The 14,771-nt window shown below is 65.6% G+C and carries 15 protein-coding genes and 1 pseudogene; 9 read left to right on the top strand and 7 right to left on the bottom strand.

Features of this window, described 5'->3' with window-relative positions; translation table 11 throughout:
- The 8 genes from QZM15_RS32525 to QZM15_RS32490 all read left to right on the top strand — a co-directional run.
- A partial coding sequence (locus QZM15_RS32525) for an anti-sigma factor (protein WP_367883045.1) occupies positions 1 to 590 on the top strand: 590 nt, incomplete at its 5' end.
- Between the two features lie 230 nt (positions 591 to 820).
- Positions 821 to 1,195 (top strand): 30S ribosomal protein S6, encoded by a 375-nt coding sequence (rpsF, locus tag QZM15_RS32520; RefSeq protein ID WP_006486255.1) that lies wholly within the window; start codon positions 821 to 823, stop codon positions 1,193 to 1,195.
- 40 nt (positions 1,196 to 1,235) lie between these two features.
- Positions 1,236 to 1,535, top strand: coding sequence for a primosomal replication protein N (gene priB, locus QZM15_RS32515; RefSeq protein ID WP_302107944.1), 300 nt, complete (start codon positions 1,236 to 1,238; stop codon positions 1,533 to 1,535).
- A 4-nt stretch (positions 1,536 to 1,539) separates the two neighbouring features.
- On the top strand, positions 1,540 to 1,815 hold the full coding sequence (gene rpsR / locus QZM15_RS32510) for a 30S ribosomal protein S18 (protein ID WP_004193360.1): 276 nt from the start codon (positions 1,540 to 1,542) through the stop codon (positions 1,813 to 1,815).
- A gap of 27 nt (positions 1,816 to 1,842) precedes the next feature.
- Complete coding sequence (gene rplI, locus QZM15_RS32505; RefSeq protein WP_006486256.1) at positions 1,843 to 2,295, top strand: 50S ribosomal protein L9; 453 nt, start codon at positions 1,843 to 1,845, stop codon at positions 2,293 to 2,295.
- 140 nt (positions 2,296 to 2,435) lie between these two features.
- Positions 2,436 to 4,859, top strand: a complete 2,424-nt coding sequence (gene dnaB / locus QZM15_RS32500; protein ID WP_302107943.1) for a replicative DNA helicase — start codon at positions 2,436 to 2,438, stop codon at positions 4,857 to 4,859.
- 138 nt (positions 4,860 to 4,997) lie between these two features.
- Positions 4,998 to 5,624, top strand: a complete 627-nt coding sequence (locus QZM15_RS32495; protein WP_059585264.1) for a DUF47 domain-containing protein — start codon at positions 4,998 to 5,000, stop codon at positions 5,622 to 5,624.
- Positions 5,625 to 5,633: 9 nt separating this feature from the next.
- On the top strand, positions 5,634 to 6,644 hold the full coding sequence (locus QZM15_RS32490) for an inorganic phosphate transporter (RefSeq protein WP_059585265.1): 1,011 nt from the start codon (positions 5,634 to 5,636) through the stop codon (positions 6,642 to 6,644).
- 122 nt (positions 6,645 to 6,766) lie between these two features.
- Here the strand turns inward: QZM15_RS32490 and QZM15_RS32485 are convergent, their stop codons facing one another.
- Both QZM15_RS32485 and QZM15_RS32480 read right to left on the bottom strand, forming a co-directional pair.
- Positions 6,767 to 7,858: a C40 family peptidase gene (locus tag QZM15_RS32485; protein WP_302107942.1), complete on the bottom strand. Its 1,092-nt coding sequence runs from the start codon at positions 7,856 to 7,858 to the stop codon at positions 6,767 to 6,769.
- Positions 7,859 to 8,092: 234 nt separating this feature from the next.
- Complete coding sequence (locus QZM15_RS32480; RefSeq protein WP_059645620.1) at positions 8,093 to 9,904, bottom strand: PhoH family protein; 1,812 nt, start codon at positions 9,902 to 9,904, stop codon at positions 8,093 to 8,095.
- Here QZM15_RS32480 and QZM15_RS32475 point away from each other — a divergent pair.
- Positions 9,800 to 10,026 (top strand): annotated as a pseudogene (locus QZM15_RS32475) (hypothetical protein); the annotation flags it as partial. The gene QZM15_RS32480 and the pseudogene QZM15_RS32475 sit on opposite strands and share 105 nt — an antisense overlap.
- A 213-nt stretch (positions 10,027 to 10,239) precedes the next feature.
- Here the strand turns inward: QZM15_RS32475 and QZM15_RS32470 are convergent.
- The 5 genes from QZM15_RS32470 to QZM15_RS32450 all read right to left on the bottom strand — a co-directional run bounded on the left by QZM15_RS32470 (position 10,240) and on the right by QZM15_RS32450 (position 14,770).
- Positions 10,240 to 10,701: a peroxiredoxin gene (locus tag QZM15_RS32470; RefSeq protein ID WP_059645625.1), complete on the bottom strand. Its 462-nt coding sequence runs from the start codon at positions 10,699 to 10,701 to the stop codon at positions 10,240 to 10,242.
- 110 nt (positions 10,702 to 10,811) lie between these two features.
- Entirely contained in the window at positions 10,812 to 11,708 is an 897-nt protein-coding gene (locus QZM15_RS32465) for a polysaccharide deacetylase family protein (protein ID WP_059645627.1), read from the bottom strand.
- Positions 11,709 to 11,721: 13 nt separating this feature from the next.
- Positions 11,722 to 12,777 (bottom strand): bifunctional UDP-4-keto-pentose/UDP-xylose synthase, encoded by a 1,056-nt coding sequence (locus tag QZM15_RS32460; RefSeq protein WP_006478632.1) that lies wholly within the window; start codon positions 12,775 to 12,777, stop codon positions 11,722 to 11,724.
- Positions 12,774 to 13,721, bottom strand: a complete 948-nt coding sequence (locus QZM15_RS32455; protein ID WP_302107941.1) for a formyltransferase — start codon at positions 13,719 to 13,721, stop codon at positions 12,774 to 12,776. The genes QZM15_RS32460 and QZM15_RS32455 overlap by 4 nt, the downstream gene beginning before the upstream one ends.
- Complete coding sequence (locus QZM15_RS32450) at positions 13,718 to 14,770, bottom strand: glycosyltransferase (RefSeq protein ID WP_059585270.1); 1,053 nt, start codon at positions 14,768 to 14,770, stop codon at positions 13,718 to 13,720. Before QZM15_RS32450 ends, QZM15_RS32455 begins: the two co-directional genes overlap by 4 nt.
- Between the last annotated feature and the right edge of the window lies 1 nt (position 14,771).

Raw genomic sequence — 14,771 nt, 5'->3', positions numbered from 1 at the left:
GGTTTTCCTGGCTGAGCGGGCGTGGCGGGCCGGCGCGCCCGGGGCCGGCCGGCATCGGCCCGCGCGCGGCCGCGTTGCCGGGCCTCGGCTGGGGCGTCGCGCTGTTGATGGCGCTCGCGGCGGCGGGCGGAATGGCGTGGTCGGCCCGCCACGCCGACACCGAGCGAACGGTCGACGAACTCGTCGCGAGCCATGTACGGGCCGACCTGTCGGCGCGCGCCATCGACGTGATCTCGACCGACCAGCACACGGTCAAGCCGTGGTTCAACGGCCGGCTCGACTACGCGCCGCCGGTCGAGGATCTCGCCAAGAACGGCTTCGCGCTGGTCGGCGGCCGGCTCGACTACGTCGGGCGTCGCCGCGTCGCGGTGCTCGTCTATCGCCACCAGCAGCACGTGGTCGACGTCTACGTGCAGCCGGCCGGCGAACGGCCGGCGGCCCCGTACACGACCGTGTCGCAGGGCTATGCGCTCGACCGCTGGAACGCGGCCGGGATGACGTGGTGGGCCGTGACCGACGCCGAGCCGTCGGCGCTCGCGGCGTTCCGGACGGCCCTCGGCGCGCGGCTTGCCGGCGCGCGCAGCGAATGACGGCGCGGCCGAGGGGCGGCGCACGCGTGTTCCGGCCCCGGCCGTGGAAGGGCCGGATGTCGGCCGCGGCCGCCCGCATGCCTGTTCAAGTCTTTGAAAACACGGCCGAATCCGTCTGCCGATCGTCGATTGGCCTTGCATGCGCCCCGTAACCGGGTTAGAATCTTCGGCTTCTCACTTGCCACACCGGTTCAGACGCCCGGGTGGCTTTAATCCACAAGGAGTGTGTAATGCGTCATTACGAAATCGTATTCATCGTGCACCCGGATCAAAGCGAGCAAGTGCCCGCGATGATCGAGCGCTACAAGTCCACGATCACGTCGCACGGCGGCCAGATCCACCGTGTCGAAGACTGGGGCCGTCGCCAGCTGGCCTACATGATCGAGAAACTCGCGAAGGCTCACTACGTCTGCATGAACATCGAGTGCGACCAGACGACGCTCGACGAACTCGAACACGCGTTCAAGTTCAACGACGCCGTGCTGCGTCACCTCATCGTCAAGATGAAGAAGGCCGAAACCGGCCCGTCGCCGATGATGAAGGAAGTTCAGCGCGAAGAAGCCAAGAAGGCGGCTGCAGCTCAGCCGGCCGAAGCGCAGGCTTAAGTTCGTCACTTATTAAGCCATCAAGGAGCGCGCCACTCACGTGAACAGGTTGCAATTGACGGCGAGCGTCGTCGAACGCGCACCGGTGCGATATACGCCGGCCGGTGTTCCGATCGCAAGCGCCACGTTGCATCACTGCACGGAAGTCGTCGAAGCAGGCATTCCCCGTCAGGTCGAAATGACGATCGAGGCGGTGGCGGCCGGTGAGGCGAGCGGCAAGCTGGAAAGTCGTGAAATGGGCGTCGAAACGCTGTTCACGGGCTTTCTGGCCAAGAAAAGCCGCAACGCGAGAACCTTGGTGTTTCACATCACTGCATTGCAGGACACAGGAAAGGACTGAAATCATGGCCCGCCCGACTGGTAAGAAATTCGACAAGCGTCGTCAGCAACAAAACCCGCTCTTCAAGCGCAAGAAGTTCTGCCGTTTCACGGCTGCAGGCGTCGAGCAGATCGACTACAAGGACACGGAAACGCTGAAGGACTTCATCGGCGAAAACGGCAAGATCACGCCGGCTCGTCTGACGGGTACGAAGGCGCACTATCAGCGTCAGCTGGATACGGCCATCAAGCGTGCGCGTTTCCTCGCGCTGCTGCCGTACACCGATCAGCACAAGGCGTAATCAGGCGACGCAATAAGGAGAATTCGAATGCAAATCATTCTGTTGGAAAAAGTCGCCAATCTGGGCAACCTCGGCGATATCGTCAAGGTCAAGGACGGTTACGCTCGCAACTTCCTGATCCCGAACCGCAAGGCTCGCCGTGCAACGAAGGAAGCGATCGCCGAATTCGAAGTGCGCCGCGCTGAACTCGAAAAGATCGCCGCTGAAAAGCTGGCAGCATCGCAGGCAGTCGGCGAGAAGCTGAACGGCCAGTCGTTCGAAATCACGCAGAAGTCGGGCGTCGACGGCCGTCTGTTCGGCTCGGTCACGAACGGCGACGTCGCGGAACTGCTGAAGAAGGCAGGCTACGAAGTCGAGAAGCTGCAAGTGCGCATGCCGGAAGGCCCGCTGAAGATGATCGGCGAGCACAACGTCCAGGTCGCGCTGCACACGGACGTCGTCGTCGACGTCACGATCAACGTGATCGGCGACCACGCGTAAGCGTATGCAAGCTTGCCGGGCGGCTTCCGTCGTCCGGACAAGGGCAGGCGCCCGGGCAACCGGGGCCTGCCTTTTTTATTGCCCGATCGCCGGCAAGCGGTGGTAGCGCTGCCGCCATCTATTCGCGATAATCCCAACCCATGAACGCGCCGCAAGATCCCCAAATCGAATCGCTGAAAGTCCCGCCGCATTCGGTCGAAGCCGAGCAGTCGGTGCTCGGCGGCCTGTTGCTCGACAACGCGGCATGGGACCGGATTGCCGATTTCCTGTCGCAGGGCGACTTCTACCGCTACGACCACCGGATCATCTACGAGCACATCGGCCGCCTGATCGCGTCGACGCGCCCGGCCGACGTCGTGACCGTGTACGAAGCGCTGACCACGTCCGGCAAGGCCGACGACGTCGGCGGGCTCGCGTACCTGAACGCCCTCGCGCAGAACACGCCGAGCGCGGCGAACATCCGCCGCTACGCGGAAATCGTGCGTGATCGCGCGGTGCTGCGCCGGCTGGTGTCGGTCGCCGACGAGATCTCGGCCGACGCCTTCAATCCGCAGGGCAAGGAAGTCCGCCAACTGCTCGACGAAGCCGAATCGAAGGTCTTCTCGATCGCCGAGGAGGGCGCGCGCGGCAACCAGGGTTTCCTCGAGATCGGCCCGCTGCTTACCCAGGTGGTCGAGCGCATCGACACGCTGTACCACACCGCTAACCCGAGCGACGTCACCGGCACGCCGACCGGCTTCGTCGACCTCGACCGGATGACGTCCGGGATGCACGGCGGCGAGCTGATCATCGTGGCAGGGCGCCCGTCGATGGGTAAGGCCCAGCCGCTCGACGCGCGCGTCAGGACGCTGACGGGCTGGAAGCCGATGGGCGAGCTGGCGGTCGGTGATGCACTTGCTTCGGTCGACGGCGCATCGTCGATCGTGACCGGGATCTACCCGCAGGGCGAGCGCCAGGTGTATCGGGTCCGCTTTTCGGACGGGCGTTCGGCCGAATGCTGCGACGAGCACCTGTGGTGCGTCCATTTCCGTGAGTGGGAAAAGCCGCGCGTACTGTCGACCGCGGAGATTCGCACGTTGCTGACGCGCGAACGCTACCGGAACCGGCTGTGGATCGACATGCCGAGCGGCGAGTTCGGTCATCGCGAGGCGCTGCCGATCGATCCGTGGGTGCTCGGCGCGCTGCTGGGCGACGGTGCGCTCGGCGGGACTGCCGTGCGTTTCAGCGTGAAGGCCGAGGAAACGTTGAACCGGATGCGCGCGCGTGTCGACGCGTCGCTCGAGCTCGAATACGCGGGCCAGTACGACTGGCGGATCAAGCGCCGGCCGTCGACGGCCGTGGAAGCCCGGTCGTCCGCCAACCCGCTCATGGCTGCTCTCGAGCAGCTCGGTGTGTGGGGGAGAACGAGCTACGACAAGTTCATCCCGCGCCTCTACCTCGATGCGGACAAGGACGCGCGGCTGGATTTGTTGCGCGGGCTGCTCGACACGGACGGCTGGGTCGAATCGTGGGGGGCGGTGCGTTATTCGACCGCCAGTGCGCAGTTGGCGAGCGATGTGCGCGAACTGGCGCGTTCGCTCGGTGCATGGTGCCAGATTGCCGAAAAGGCGACGAGCTTCACGGTCGACGGCGAACGCAAGGCCGGTGCGACGGCTTACGTTTGCACGATCAGTCATCCGGATCCGCAGAGCCTGTTCCTGTTCCAGGGCAAGCGCGACCGGCTGACGGGCGGGCGTGTGCGCCGCAAGATGCCGGTTATCGTCGGCATCGAGCCGACGCGCCGGACGGCCACGCAATGCATTTCGGTCTCGCATCCGTCGCGGCTGTACGTGACCGACGATTACGTCGTGACCCACAATACGGCCTTCTCCATGAACATCGGCGAATACGTCGCGGTCGAGTACGGGTTGCCGGTCGCGGTGTTCTCGATGGAAATGCCGGGCACCCAGCTCGTGATGCGTATGCTCGGCTCGATCGGCCGGCTCGACCAGCACCGGATGCGTACCGGCCGCCTGACGGACGAGGATTGGCCGAAGCTGACGCACGCGGTGCAGAAGATGAGCGAGGCGCAGCTCTTCATCGACGAGACGGGCGGCCTGAATCCGATGGAATTGCGCTCGCGCGCGCGGCGCCTCGCGCGACAATGCGGCAAGCTCGGCCTGATCATCGTCGACTACCTGCAGCTGATGTCGGGTTCGTCGCAGGGCGAGAACCGCGCGACCGAAATTTCGGAAATCTCGCGATCGCTGAAGAGCCTCGCGAAGGAGCTCGACGTGCCGGTGATCGCGCTGTCGCAGCTGAACCGCGGCCTCGAGCAGCGCCCGAACAAGCGGCCGGTGATGTCGGATTTGCGCGAATCGGGCGCAATCGAACAGGATGCGGACGTGATCCTGTTCATTTATCGAGATGAGGTCTACAATCCCGACAGCCCTGACAAGGGGACGGCCGAAATCATCATCGGCAAGCAGCGTAACGGTCCGATCGGGCCCGTTCGGCTCACGTTCCTGGGGCAATACACGAAGTTCGACAATTTTGCCGGGGCGCAGACTTTCTACGGCGAGTAAAGCCGGTTGTAAACACCTATTTCGCCAAATGTTGTATCCAATCCCGGCGTGCGCATATGCGCACGTCGCGTCGCGACCGGAACCGGTACAATGTCGCCCGTTTTCGTGACAGTAGTTTGACAATCTCTCAGGAATCCCATGTTCGGTCGATTCATGCCCACCGAGGGCAAGTTCTTTGAACTCTTCAACTCGCACGCGAAGCACATCGTTTCCGGTGGCCGCGAGCTCGAACTGCTGATCGACAATCTCGTCGACGCCGAGATTCACAAGCAAAACGTGCAAATCGCCGAGAAGGCCGCCGACAAGCTGACGCACGAGGCGATCGATCTGCTGCACAAGACCTTCATCACGCCGCTCGATCGTGACGAGATCCACAAGCTGATTACGACGATGGACGACATCCTCGACCTGATGGAGGACGTCGCGACGGCCGTGTCGCTGTACGACGTGCAGTCCGTCACGTCCGAGGCGAGCCAGCTCGCGCATATCGTCACGCAGTCGGCGCAACACGTGCAGCAGGCCGTCGGCCTGCTGTCCGACATGAAGCAGTCGGCGCAGATCCTCAAGCAGTGCGAGGAAATCGATCGCTGGGAGTCGGAAGCCGACCGCGTGCTGCGCGCGGCGATGTCGAAGCTGTTCCGCGAGGAAGACGACGTGAAGACGCTCATCAAGCTGAAGGCGATCTACGAGCTGCTGGAAGAGATCACCGACAAGTGCGAGGACGTCGCGAACATCATCGAAGGCATCGTGCTGGAAAACGCCTGAGCGGACCACATGCATTCGATACAACTCGCCCTATGGATGGTCGCGACGCTCGTGCTCGTCGCGCTCGTATTCGACTTCATGAACGGCTTTCACGACGCGGCGAACTCGATCGCCACGGTCGTGTCGACCGGGGTGCTGAAGCCCCAGCAGGCCGTGGTGTTCGCGGCCGCGTTCAACGTGATCGCGTATTTCATCTTCCACCTGAAAGTCGCGCAGACCGTCGGTAAAGGCACGATCGATCCCGAGATCGTCGACCACTACGTCGTGTTCGGCGCGCTGGTCGGCGCGATCGGCTGGAACGTGATCACGTGGTACTACGGGATTCCGTCGAGCTCGTCGCACGCGCTGATCGGCGGCCTCGTCGGCGCGGCGCTCGCGAAGTCGGGCTGGAGCTCGCTGAACATCGACGGGCTGCTGAAGACGATCGCGTTCATCTTCATTTCGCCGCTGCTCGGTTTCATCCTCGGTTCGCTGTTCATGCTCGGCGTGTCGTGGCTGTATTTCCGTACTGCGCCCAGCAAGGTCGACCGGCGTTTCCGCCGGCTGCAGCTGCTGTCGGCGGGGCTGTACAGCCTGGGCCACGGCGGCAACGACGCACAGAAGACGATCGGTATCATCTGGATGCTGCTGATCGCGAGCGGCTACGCGTCGGCCACCGCCGATGCGCCGCCGGCGTGGGTGATCGGCGCGTGCTACCTGTCGATGGGCCTCGGCACGCTGTTCGGCGGCTGGCGCATCGTGCGCACGATGGGCCAGAAGATCACGAAGCTCAAGCCGGTCGGCGGCTTCTGCGCGGAAAGCGGTGGGGCAATCACGCTGTTCGTCGCATCGTTTCTCGGCATTCCCGTGTCGACCACGCACACGATTACCGGTGCGATCGTCGGTGTCGGCGCGACGCAGAAGCTGTCGGCCGTGCGCTGGGGCGTCGCCGGCAACATCGTGTGGGCGTGGGTGCTGACGTTGCCGGCGGCCGCGCTGTTCGCGGCTGGCGGCTGGTGGCTCGGGCATCAGATCTTCTGATCGCCGACACTTCCTGATCGACGCGAAATGCGCCGCAAGCCGAAAGGCCGCGGCGCATTTTCTTTTGGAGGCCAGCGGAGCATGTTGTCGACGTCGTCGACGGTCGCGGTTCGAGCAACGGCTCAGTAGCTGCCGTTCGCGAACCGTGCGATCGGATCGTCTGCCGTACTGGTGCGCGGGCTGATGGGCGCGGATTGCGTCGACGCACGCAACACCTGCACGGGCTCGATGGTGCGCGGCGGCGTGCCGGGGGCGGGCGGCGGCTCGGCATCGAAGGCGGCGGCCTCGGCGGCCGTCAGGGCGGTCGTCGGAATCTGCGTGCCGACTTCCGCCGGGGCGGTCGGTGCTGCGTTGGCGGTCATCGCAGTCGCGCCGTCGTTCACCGACGTGGCTTGCTGCTGGGCCGCCTGCATCCGCGGTGGCGGCGGTTCATACGGATCGGCGGCCGGTGCTGCCGGTGCGGTTGCGGTGGCCGTCACGACCGGCGCGGTCGGGATGGCCGAAGCTGGAGCCGGCGCCTGCGTCGCTCTTGCTCGTGAAGACGCATACGCCGCCGGCTGTCGCGGCGCGGCGGCAGCCGTCACGACCGCCGGAGCAGCCGCGAGCGCCGGCGGATTGCGCGGCTCGTCGCGCTTGGCCTCGTAGGTCGGCGCATCGAACGGCGTCGGTGCGGAGCGCGGCGGCGCGACGCGGCGAATGCCGTCGAAGCGCTTCGCCCAGTACGGGTTCGTCAGGTAATCGAGCCGCACGGTGCCGCCCGTCGACGGTGCGTTGACGAAGCGCAGCTTGCCGACATAGATGCCGACGTGCGAATGCGGCCGCCCGGTCGTATTGAAGAAGATCAGGTCGCCCGGCGCGATCTCGTCGGGCTCGATCGACACGCCGCGGCTGCTCATGTCGGCGGTCGTGCGCGGCAGGTTCACGTCGGCCGCGCGGCCGATCACGTAGCGCACGAGCCCGCTGCAGTCGAAGCCGCTCGCCGGCGTGTTGCCGCCCCAGCGATACGGGACGCCGACGAGGCTCATCGCCTGGATCGAGATTTCTTCCTGGCCGACGCTGTGGTCGACGAATTTCGGGAAATTGGCCGGCGCCGGGAACGCACGCGGCGTCGTGATCTTCATGCCCGACGCGGAACGCGATGCCGATTGCGGCGGCACGCTGGAGCAGGCCGCAAGCAGGGAGACGACGGCGACGGGAACCCAGATTCGAAGCATGGCAAGGCGGGCGAGCGGTGCACTCGCGAATCGTATGACAACAGACAGACCCGATGGTAGACGCACCGGCGGGGCTTAAGCAACCATTCTTGAGAATTTACTTGAAGTTTCGCGCGTAAACTGCATGGTTGCGTGACGACGCGTTACTTTTGTCTTCGACCCCAAATAAAAACGGCGCTCCGGAAACGGAGCGCCGCGTGGCGTCGACAGCCGGCCGATCGGCCGGCCAGCGCGTTACAGAATGTCCGACGCGTAGTCGGCGAGCCGCGAGCGTTCGCCGCGCGCGAGCGTCACGTGGCCGCTGTGGCCCCAGCCCTTGAAGCGGTCGACGACGTAGGTCAGGCCCGAGCTGCCCTCGGTCAGATAGGGCGTGTCGATCTGCGCGATGTTGCCGAGGCACACGATCTTCGTGCCGGGGCCCGCGCGCGTGACGAGCGTCTTCATCTGCTTCGGCGTCAGGTTCTGCGCCTCGTCGATGATCAGGTACTTGTCGACGAACGTGCGGCCGCGCATGAAGTTCATGCTCTTCACCTTCAGGCGCGAACGGATCAGCTCCTGCGTCGCCGCACGGCCCCATTCGCCGGCCGCGTCGTCGGTCTTCTGCAGCACTTCGAGGTTGTCGTCGAATGCGCCCATCCACGGCTGCATCTTTTCTTCCTCGGTGCCGGGCAGGAAACCGATGTCCTCGCCGACGGGCACGGTCGCGCGCGTCACGATGATCTCGTTGTAGCGCTTGTCGTCGAGCACCTGCGCGAGGCCGGCCGCGAGCGCGACGAGCGTCTTGCCGGTGCCGGCCTGGCCGAGCAGCGTGACGAAGTCGATCTCGGGGTTCATCAGCAGGTTCAGCGCGAAGTTCTGCTCGCGATTGCGCGCGGTGATGCCCCACACGTTGTTCTTGTGGTGGCTGTAGTCGCGCAGCGTCTGCAGCAGCGCCGTCTTGCCGTTCAGCTCGCGGACGATCGCGTGGAACGTCGGCTCGCCGTTCTGCGGCTCGAGATAGACGAACTCGTTGACGAGCATCGACGCGACGAGCGGGCCGGTCACGCGGTAGTACGTGGTGCCCGTCTTCGTGTCCTGCCAGCTCTCCATGCCCTTCGCATGCTTGGTCCAGAAGTCCTGCGGCAGTTCGCGCACGCCGTTGTACAGGAGATCCGAATCCTCGAGCACCTGGTCGTTGAAGTAGTCTTCCGCGGGCAGGCCGAGCGCGTGCGCCTTGATCCGCATGTTGATGTCTTTCGACACCAGCACGACCTGGCGGTCGGGCCGGTCGCGCTGCAGCGCGCGCACGACGCCGAGGATCTGATTGTCGGCCTTGCCTTCGGGCAAACCTTCCACCGGCGCGATATCGGCCAGCTTCGTCTGGAAGTACAGGCGGCCGAGCGCGTCGCGGCTGCCGAGGCGCGACAGCGGGATGCCGGCCGAGATCGGGCCGCCGTCGGCGACGAGCGCGTCGAGCGTGCGGCTGACCTGGCGCGCGTTGCGTGCGACTTCGGACATCCCCTTCTTGTGGTTGTCGAGTTCCTCGAGCGTCATCATCGGCAGATAGACGTCGTGTTCCTCGAAGCGGAAGAGGCTGCTCGGGTCGTGCATCAGCACGTTGGTGTCGAGCACGAACAGTTTCTGCAGTTCGGCGTCGGCGGGCTTGCGGCTGCGCGACTTCGTCGCGGCGCCGGCATCGCGCGCGGGTGCCGCGGCCGCTCCGCCAGACTTGTCGGCGGCCGGCTTGTCGTTGCGTGCCACGACGGGCGCCGCGGGTTCGGCGGGCGCCGGCATCGGCTGCAGCAGCGCGGCCGTCTGCCTGGTCTTGCGGCCGCGCGCGGGCGCGCTCGGGGCATCGGGCGCCGAAGACGCGACGGCGCGCAGCGGCGCGGCCGTGTTCGCGGCTTCGATCATCGGTTGGGCCACGCTGGCCGGACCATAGTCACCGGCTGTGGATGCGTCCCCTTCGGCGGATTTCTTCGCGGCTTTCGCGGGCCGCGCTTTCGCCTTGTATTCGTCGGGCGGCAGCAGGCTGCCGAGCTTGCTGGGGGGAGTAGGCAAAGGCATGGTGTCCCTCGGGAGGAATCGTGTCGCATGGCGTGCGCCGCTGATCGCATCCTGCGTGACGTAGACGCATGCAGTTTGCGCGCGGTGGCGCACAGGAATTTCGTCTAGCCGGTTCGCCTAAGTGTCGATCAGCTCCTCGATGCGGTAAGGGCCGGACCGGGGAGGGCCGGCGCGCGTTCCATAAAAAAAGCCGCTGCCCCGTCGACAGGGACATGCGGCTCGGCTGATGCCGTCGTGATGCGCGTCAGGTGCCGGCAAGCATCGCAACGGGCACCGGCGCAGCTACGAGAAATATGGGGCGAACTGGCATTCATTGCGGCCCAATATAACGCGCCTCAAAGCGCTTGTACAGCCTTTAGCACGTCGTCCACGTGACCCGGTACCTTGATGCCGCGCCATGCGTGGCGAAGCACGCCGTCCGCGTCGATCAGGAACGTCGAGCGCTCGATTCCGCGCACTTCCTTGCCATACATTTTCTTCATCTTGATGACATCGAACAACGCGCACAGCGCTTCGTCGGCATCGGAGATCAGCGGGAACGGCAGTTCGAGCTTGGCCTTGAAGTTGTCGTGCGAGCGCAGGCTGTCGCGCGACACGCCGATGACTTCCGCACCGGCTTTCTTGAACTTCGGATAGAGATCGCGGAACTGCAGCCCTTCGGTCGTGCAGCCCGGCGTGTTGTCCTTCGGATAGAAGTACAGCACGAGCTTCTTGCCCTTCAGGTCGGACAGCGAAATGTCGCCGCCCGTGGCCGGTGCGGTGAAATCGGGAACTTGACGGTCAACTTCGACAGACACGTGTTTCTCCTGTTGTTATGGAAGGGCGCCGCTGCGGCGGCGCGGTTCGGCGGGGCGTCGCGGCAACGCGCCGCGAGGGCGGGAGCGGCGACGCCGGCTCGCGCGCGAACTCAGTCGGGCTGGACGATCAGTTCGCCGGAGCGGCCGGGGATTTCGCCCCACGCGACAGGGTACGATGGCAGCGAGTCGCGGTCCAGCGTCGCGTGGTAGTCGCCCATCGTCGCAAACGTGTGGCCTTGCGCACGCCAGCCGGCGAGCAGTTGCTCGAACACGGGCGCGAGCTTCTGGCCTTCCAGTTCCGCATGCAGCGTGAACACCTGGTCGTGCGGATTGGCTTCGGTGAACTTGAGGATGTGCGCGGCGACGTTGTGCGTGTCGATGCCGTCGACGCCGAGCACTTCGTCGAGCGTCGGCAGCGTGGTCGGCATCTGCACGTGCGACAGCGTGCGGCCGCCGACGACGGGCAGGTACGGCGAGTGGCCGCGACCGTCGGATGCGTAGCGCATCCCCCACGCGTCGATCTGCTCGAACGCGGAATCGTTCATCTGCCAGCCGGCCGCGCCGTGCGTGACGGGCGGCGCGCCGAAGATCTCGATGAAGCGCGCGTGGCTCTTCTGCATTTCACGCGCGGTCCAGTCACGATCGCGCACGCGCACGTTGTCCTGCCAGACCACGTGATCCCACGTGTGGATCCCGCATTCGAAGCCGGCCTCGTGAATCGCGCGCATGTCGGCGATCGCGCGGCGGCCGATGTCGGGGCCGGGCAGCAGCACGCCGTACATCAGCTGCTTCACGCCGTAGTGTTCGACGACCGACGTGCGCGACACCTTCTTCAGGAAGCCCGGGCGGAACACGCGCCGCAGCGCCCAGCCCGTGTGATCGGGCCCGAGGCTGAAGAGGAAGGTCGCGCGCGCATTGAAGCGATCGAAGATGCGCGCGAGGTTCGGCACGCCTTCGCGCGTGCCGCGCAGCGTGTCGACGTCGATCTTGAGGACGATGCGAGCCAAGCGAACGTCCCGCTCAGCCTTGCTGTTCGACGAGCGCGCGCGCGTCGGCGACGTGGCCGCGATACGCTTCGAAGATGTTGCGCAGCGCGTCGTCGAACGTCGCTTGCGGCGCCCAGCCGAGCTCCTGCATCGTGTTGTCGATCTTCGGCACGCGGTTCTGCACGTCCTGGTAGCCGTTGCCGTAGTAGGCGCCGGACGTCGTTTCGACGAGCTTCACCTGCTTGGCCGAATCGGCGTACTCGGGGAATTCCGCGGCCAGTTCGAGCATCTTGTGCGCGAGCTCGCGAACCGAGAAGTTGTTCTTCGGATTGCCGATGTTGTAGATCTTGCCCGACGCGACGCCGCCCTTGTTCTCGATGATCTTCATCAGCGCGCTGATGCCGTCGCCGATGTCGGTGAACGCGCGCTTCTGCGAGCCGCCGTCGACGAGGCTGATGTTCTCGCCGCGCACGATGTGGCCGAGGAACTGCGTGACCACGCGCGAGCTGCCTTCCTTCGGCGTGTAGATCGAGTCGAGGCCCGGGCCGATCCAGTTGAACGGGCGGAACAGCGTGAAGTTCAGGCCTTCCATCCCGTAGCCCCAGATCACGCGGTCCATCAGCTGCTTCGAGCACGCGTAGATCCAGCGCGGCTTGTTGATCGGGCCGTAGGTGAGCGCGGAGGCATCCGGGTCGAACTGCTCGTCCGAGCACATGCCGTAGACCTCGGAGGTCGACGGGAACACGAGGTGCTTGCCGTACTTGACGGCCGAGCGCACGATCGGCAGGTTCGCCTCGAAGTCGAGCTCGAACACGCGCAGCGGCTGCTGGACGTAGGTGGCCGGCGTCGCGATCGCGACGAGCGGCAGGATCACGTCGCACTTCTTCACGTGATACTCGACCCACTCCTTGTTGATCGTGATGTCGCCTTCGAAGAAATGCATCCGCTCGTGGTTGACGAGGTCGCCCAGCCGGTCGGTCTGCATGTCCATGCCGAACACTTCCCAATCGGTGGTCTCAAGAATGCGCTTCGACAGGTGATGGCCGATGAAGCCGTTCACACCCAGGATCAGGACTTTTTTTGCTTTCATGAATGACGGGAAGAATGAATGAACTGCGCGAATTCCGCGGGCGTCACGACGGTTTCGCCGCCGTCGCGCTGTTGCCGGAGCTCGAGAATGGATAGGGCGCGGCTGTCGCCGCAGACACCGAATAGCGCATTATCGCTTACGTGCAGGCCGGGCGGCAAATCCGCGGCGGCCGCCGCCATCGCGCTGCCGGGCGCCGCGAGGCGCGCGCGTGCGATCACGAAGCGCGCGCCGTGGACGTCCGTGAATGCACCCGGATACGGGGGCGCGACCGCGCGCACCAGGTTGTAGACCTGCGCGGCCGGCTTCGACCAGTCGACGCGGCCGTCCTCGGGCTTGCGCCCGCCGTAGTAGCTGCCGGTCGCGAGATCGTTCGGCAGGTGCGGCGCCTCGCCCGCGAGCAGCGCGGGCAGCACGCGCCACAGCGTCTGCTCGGCGGCCACGGTGACCTTGTCGAATACCTGCGCGGCCGTGTCGTCCGGCAGGATCGGCACCGCGGTCTGGCCGACGATCGCACCCGCGTCGGGCTTGGCGGCCATCTCGTGCAGCGTCGCGCCGGTCTCGGTCTCGCCGTTCAGCACGGCCCAGTTGGTCGGAACCCGACCCCGGTATTTCGGCAGCAGCGAACCGTGCATGTTGTACGCGCCGCGCGGCGCGATCGCGAGCAGGTCCACCGGCAGCATGTGGCGGTAGTAGAACGAGAAGATGAAATCGGGCCGCGCGTCGGACACCGCGCGGCGCAGCGCCGGATCGGCGGGATCGGCCGGCGTGAGCACCGGAATGCCGTGCTCGGCCGCGACGGACGCGACGCTGCCGAACCAGATGTTCTCGTTCGGATTGTCCTCGTGCGTGACGACCAGCGCGACGTCGACGCCGCGCGCGAGCAGCACCTGCAGGCACCGCACGCCGACGTTGTGATACGCGAAGACGACCGCGCGCGGCTTCATTGCACGGCTCCCGGATGGTTCGCGCCGGCCGGCACCGGCGGCACGCCATCGTGCTGCTCGAGCACGGCCTGGATCAGGTAGCGCGGCCGCGCGCGCACCTGCTGGTAGATGCGGCCGACGTATTCGCCGAGCAGGCCGAGCGCGAAGATGATCACGCCGAGCAGGAAGAACGTGATCGCGAACAGCGTGAACACGCCTTGCACTTCCGCGCCGACGATGAAGCGGCGCACGAGCAGCAGCACGAACAGCGCGGCGGAGCCGAGCGACAGGATCACGCCGATGAACGACAGCCACTGCAGCGGCACGACCGAGAAGCCCGTCACGAGGTCGAAGTTCAGCCGGATCAGGCTGTACAGCGAATACTTCGACTGGCCCGCGAAGCGTTCCTCGTGCGCGACCTCGATTTCGGTCGGGTTCTGCGCGAACGTGTACGCGAGCGCGGGGATGAACGTGTTGACTTCGCCGCATACGTTGATCGTGTCGATGATGCGGCGGCTGTACGCGCGCAGCATGCAGCCCTGGTCGGTCATCTTGATGCGCGTGATGCGCTCGCGCAGCCGGTTCATCATCTGCGACGCCTTGCGCCGCCACAGGCTGTCCTGGCGCTGCTTGCGGATCGAGCCGACGTAGTCGTAGCCCTCGCGCATCTTCGCGATCAGCTTGCCGATTTCCTCGGGCGGATTCTGCAGGTCGGCGTCGAGCGTGATGACGATCTCGCCGCGCGACTGCGCGAAGCCCGCGAGGATCGCCATGTGCTGGCCGTAGTTGCCGTTGAGCAGCACGACGCGTGTCGTGTCCGGCCGTACGTGGAACTGATCGGCGAGCATCGCGGCCGAGCGGTCGCGGCTGCCGTCGTTGATCAGGATCACTTCGTACGGCGTGTCGAGTGCGTCGAGCGCCGGATACAGTCGCGCGAACAGCGCGGCGAGGCCGTCTTCCTCGTTGTACACGGGGATGATGACCGAGACTTCGGGCCGGCCGGCGTCCGGATGCGCGGCGCCCGGGTGCCCGGCGCCCGGATGCCCGGCGCGTGCTTCAAGGTGACTCATG

It is taken from the genome of Burkholderia sp. AU44665 (assembly GCF_030504405.1).
GTDB classification, from domain to species: Bacteria; Pseudomonadota; Gammaproteobacteria; order Burkholderiales; family Burkholderiaceae; genus Burkholderia; species Burkholderia semiarida.
This window is presented reverse-complemented; position numbering and strand designations above follow the sequence as displayed.

Excerpts from the sequence above, each read along its gene's own strand:
- rpsF (WP_006486255.1), top strand. The coding sequence starts at position 821 with ATGCGTCATTACGAAATCGTATTCATCGTGCACCCGGATCAAAGCGAG.
- rpsR (WP_004193360.1), top strand. The coding sequence starts at position 1,540 with ATGGCCCGCCCGACTGGTAAGAAATTCGACAAGCGTCGTCAGCAACAA.
- rplI (WP_006486256.1), top strand. The coding sequence starts at position 1,843 with ATGCAAATCATTCTGTTGGAAAAAGTCGCCAATCTGGGCAACCTCGGC.
- dnaB (WP_302107943.1), top strand. The coding sequence starts at position 2,436 with ATGAACGCGCCGCAAGATCCCCAAATCGAATCGCTGAAAGTCCCGCCG.
- QZM15_RS32495 (WP_059585264.1), top strand. The coding sequence starts at position 4,998 with ATGTTCGGTCGATTCATGCCCACCGAGGGCAAGTTCTTTGAACTCTTC.
- QZM15_RS32490 (WP_059585265.1), top strand. The coding sequence starts at position 5,634 with ATGCATTCGATACAACTCGCCCTATGGATGGTCGCGACGCTCGTGCTC.
- QZM15_RS32485 (WP_302107942.1), bottom strand. The coding sequence starts at position 7,858 with ATGCTTCGAATCTGGGTTCCCGTCGCCGTCGTCTCCCTGCTTGCGGCC.
- QZM15_RS32480 (WP_059645620.1), bottom strand. The coding sequence starts at position 9,904 with ATGCCTTTGCCTACTCCCCCCAGCAAGCTCGGCAGCCTGCTGCCGCCC.
- QZM15_RS32460 (WP_006478632.1), bottom strand. The coding sequence starts at position 12,777 with ATGAAAGCAAAAAAAGTCCTGATCCTGGGTGTGAACGGCTTCATCGGC.
- QZM15_RS32455 (WP_302107941.1), bottom strand. The coding sequence starts at position 13,721 with ATGAAGCCGCGCGCGGTCGTCTTCGCGTATCACAACGTCGGCGTGCGG.
- QZM15_RS32450 (WP_059585270.1), bottom strand. The coding sequence starts at position 14,770 with ATGAGTCACCTTGAAGCACGCGCCGGGCATCCGGGCGCCGGGCACCCG.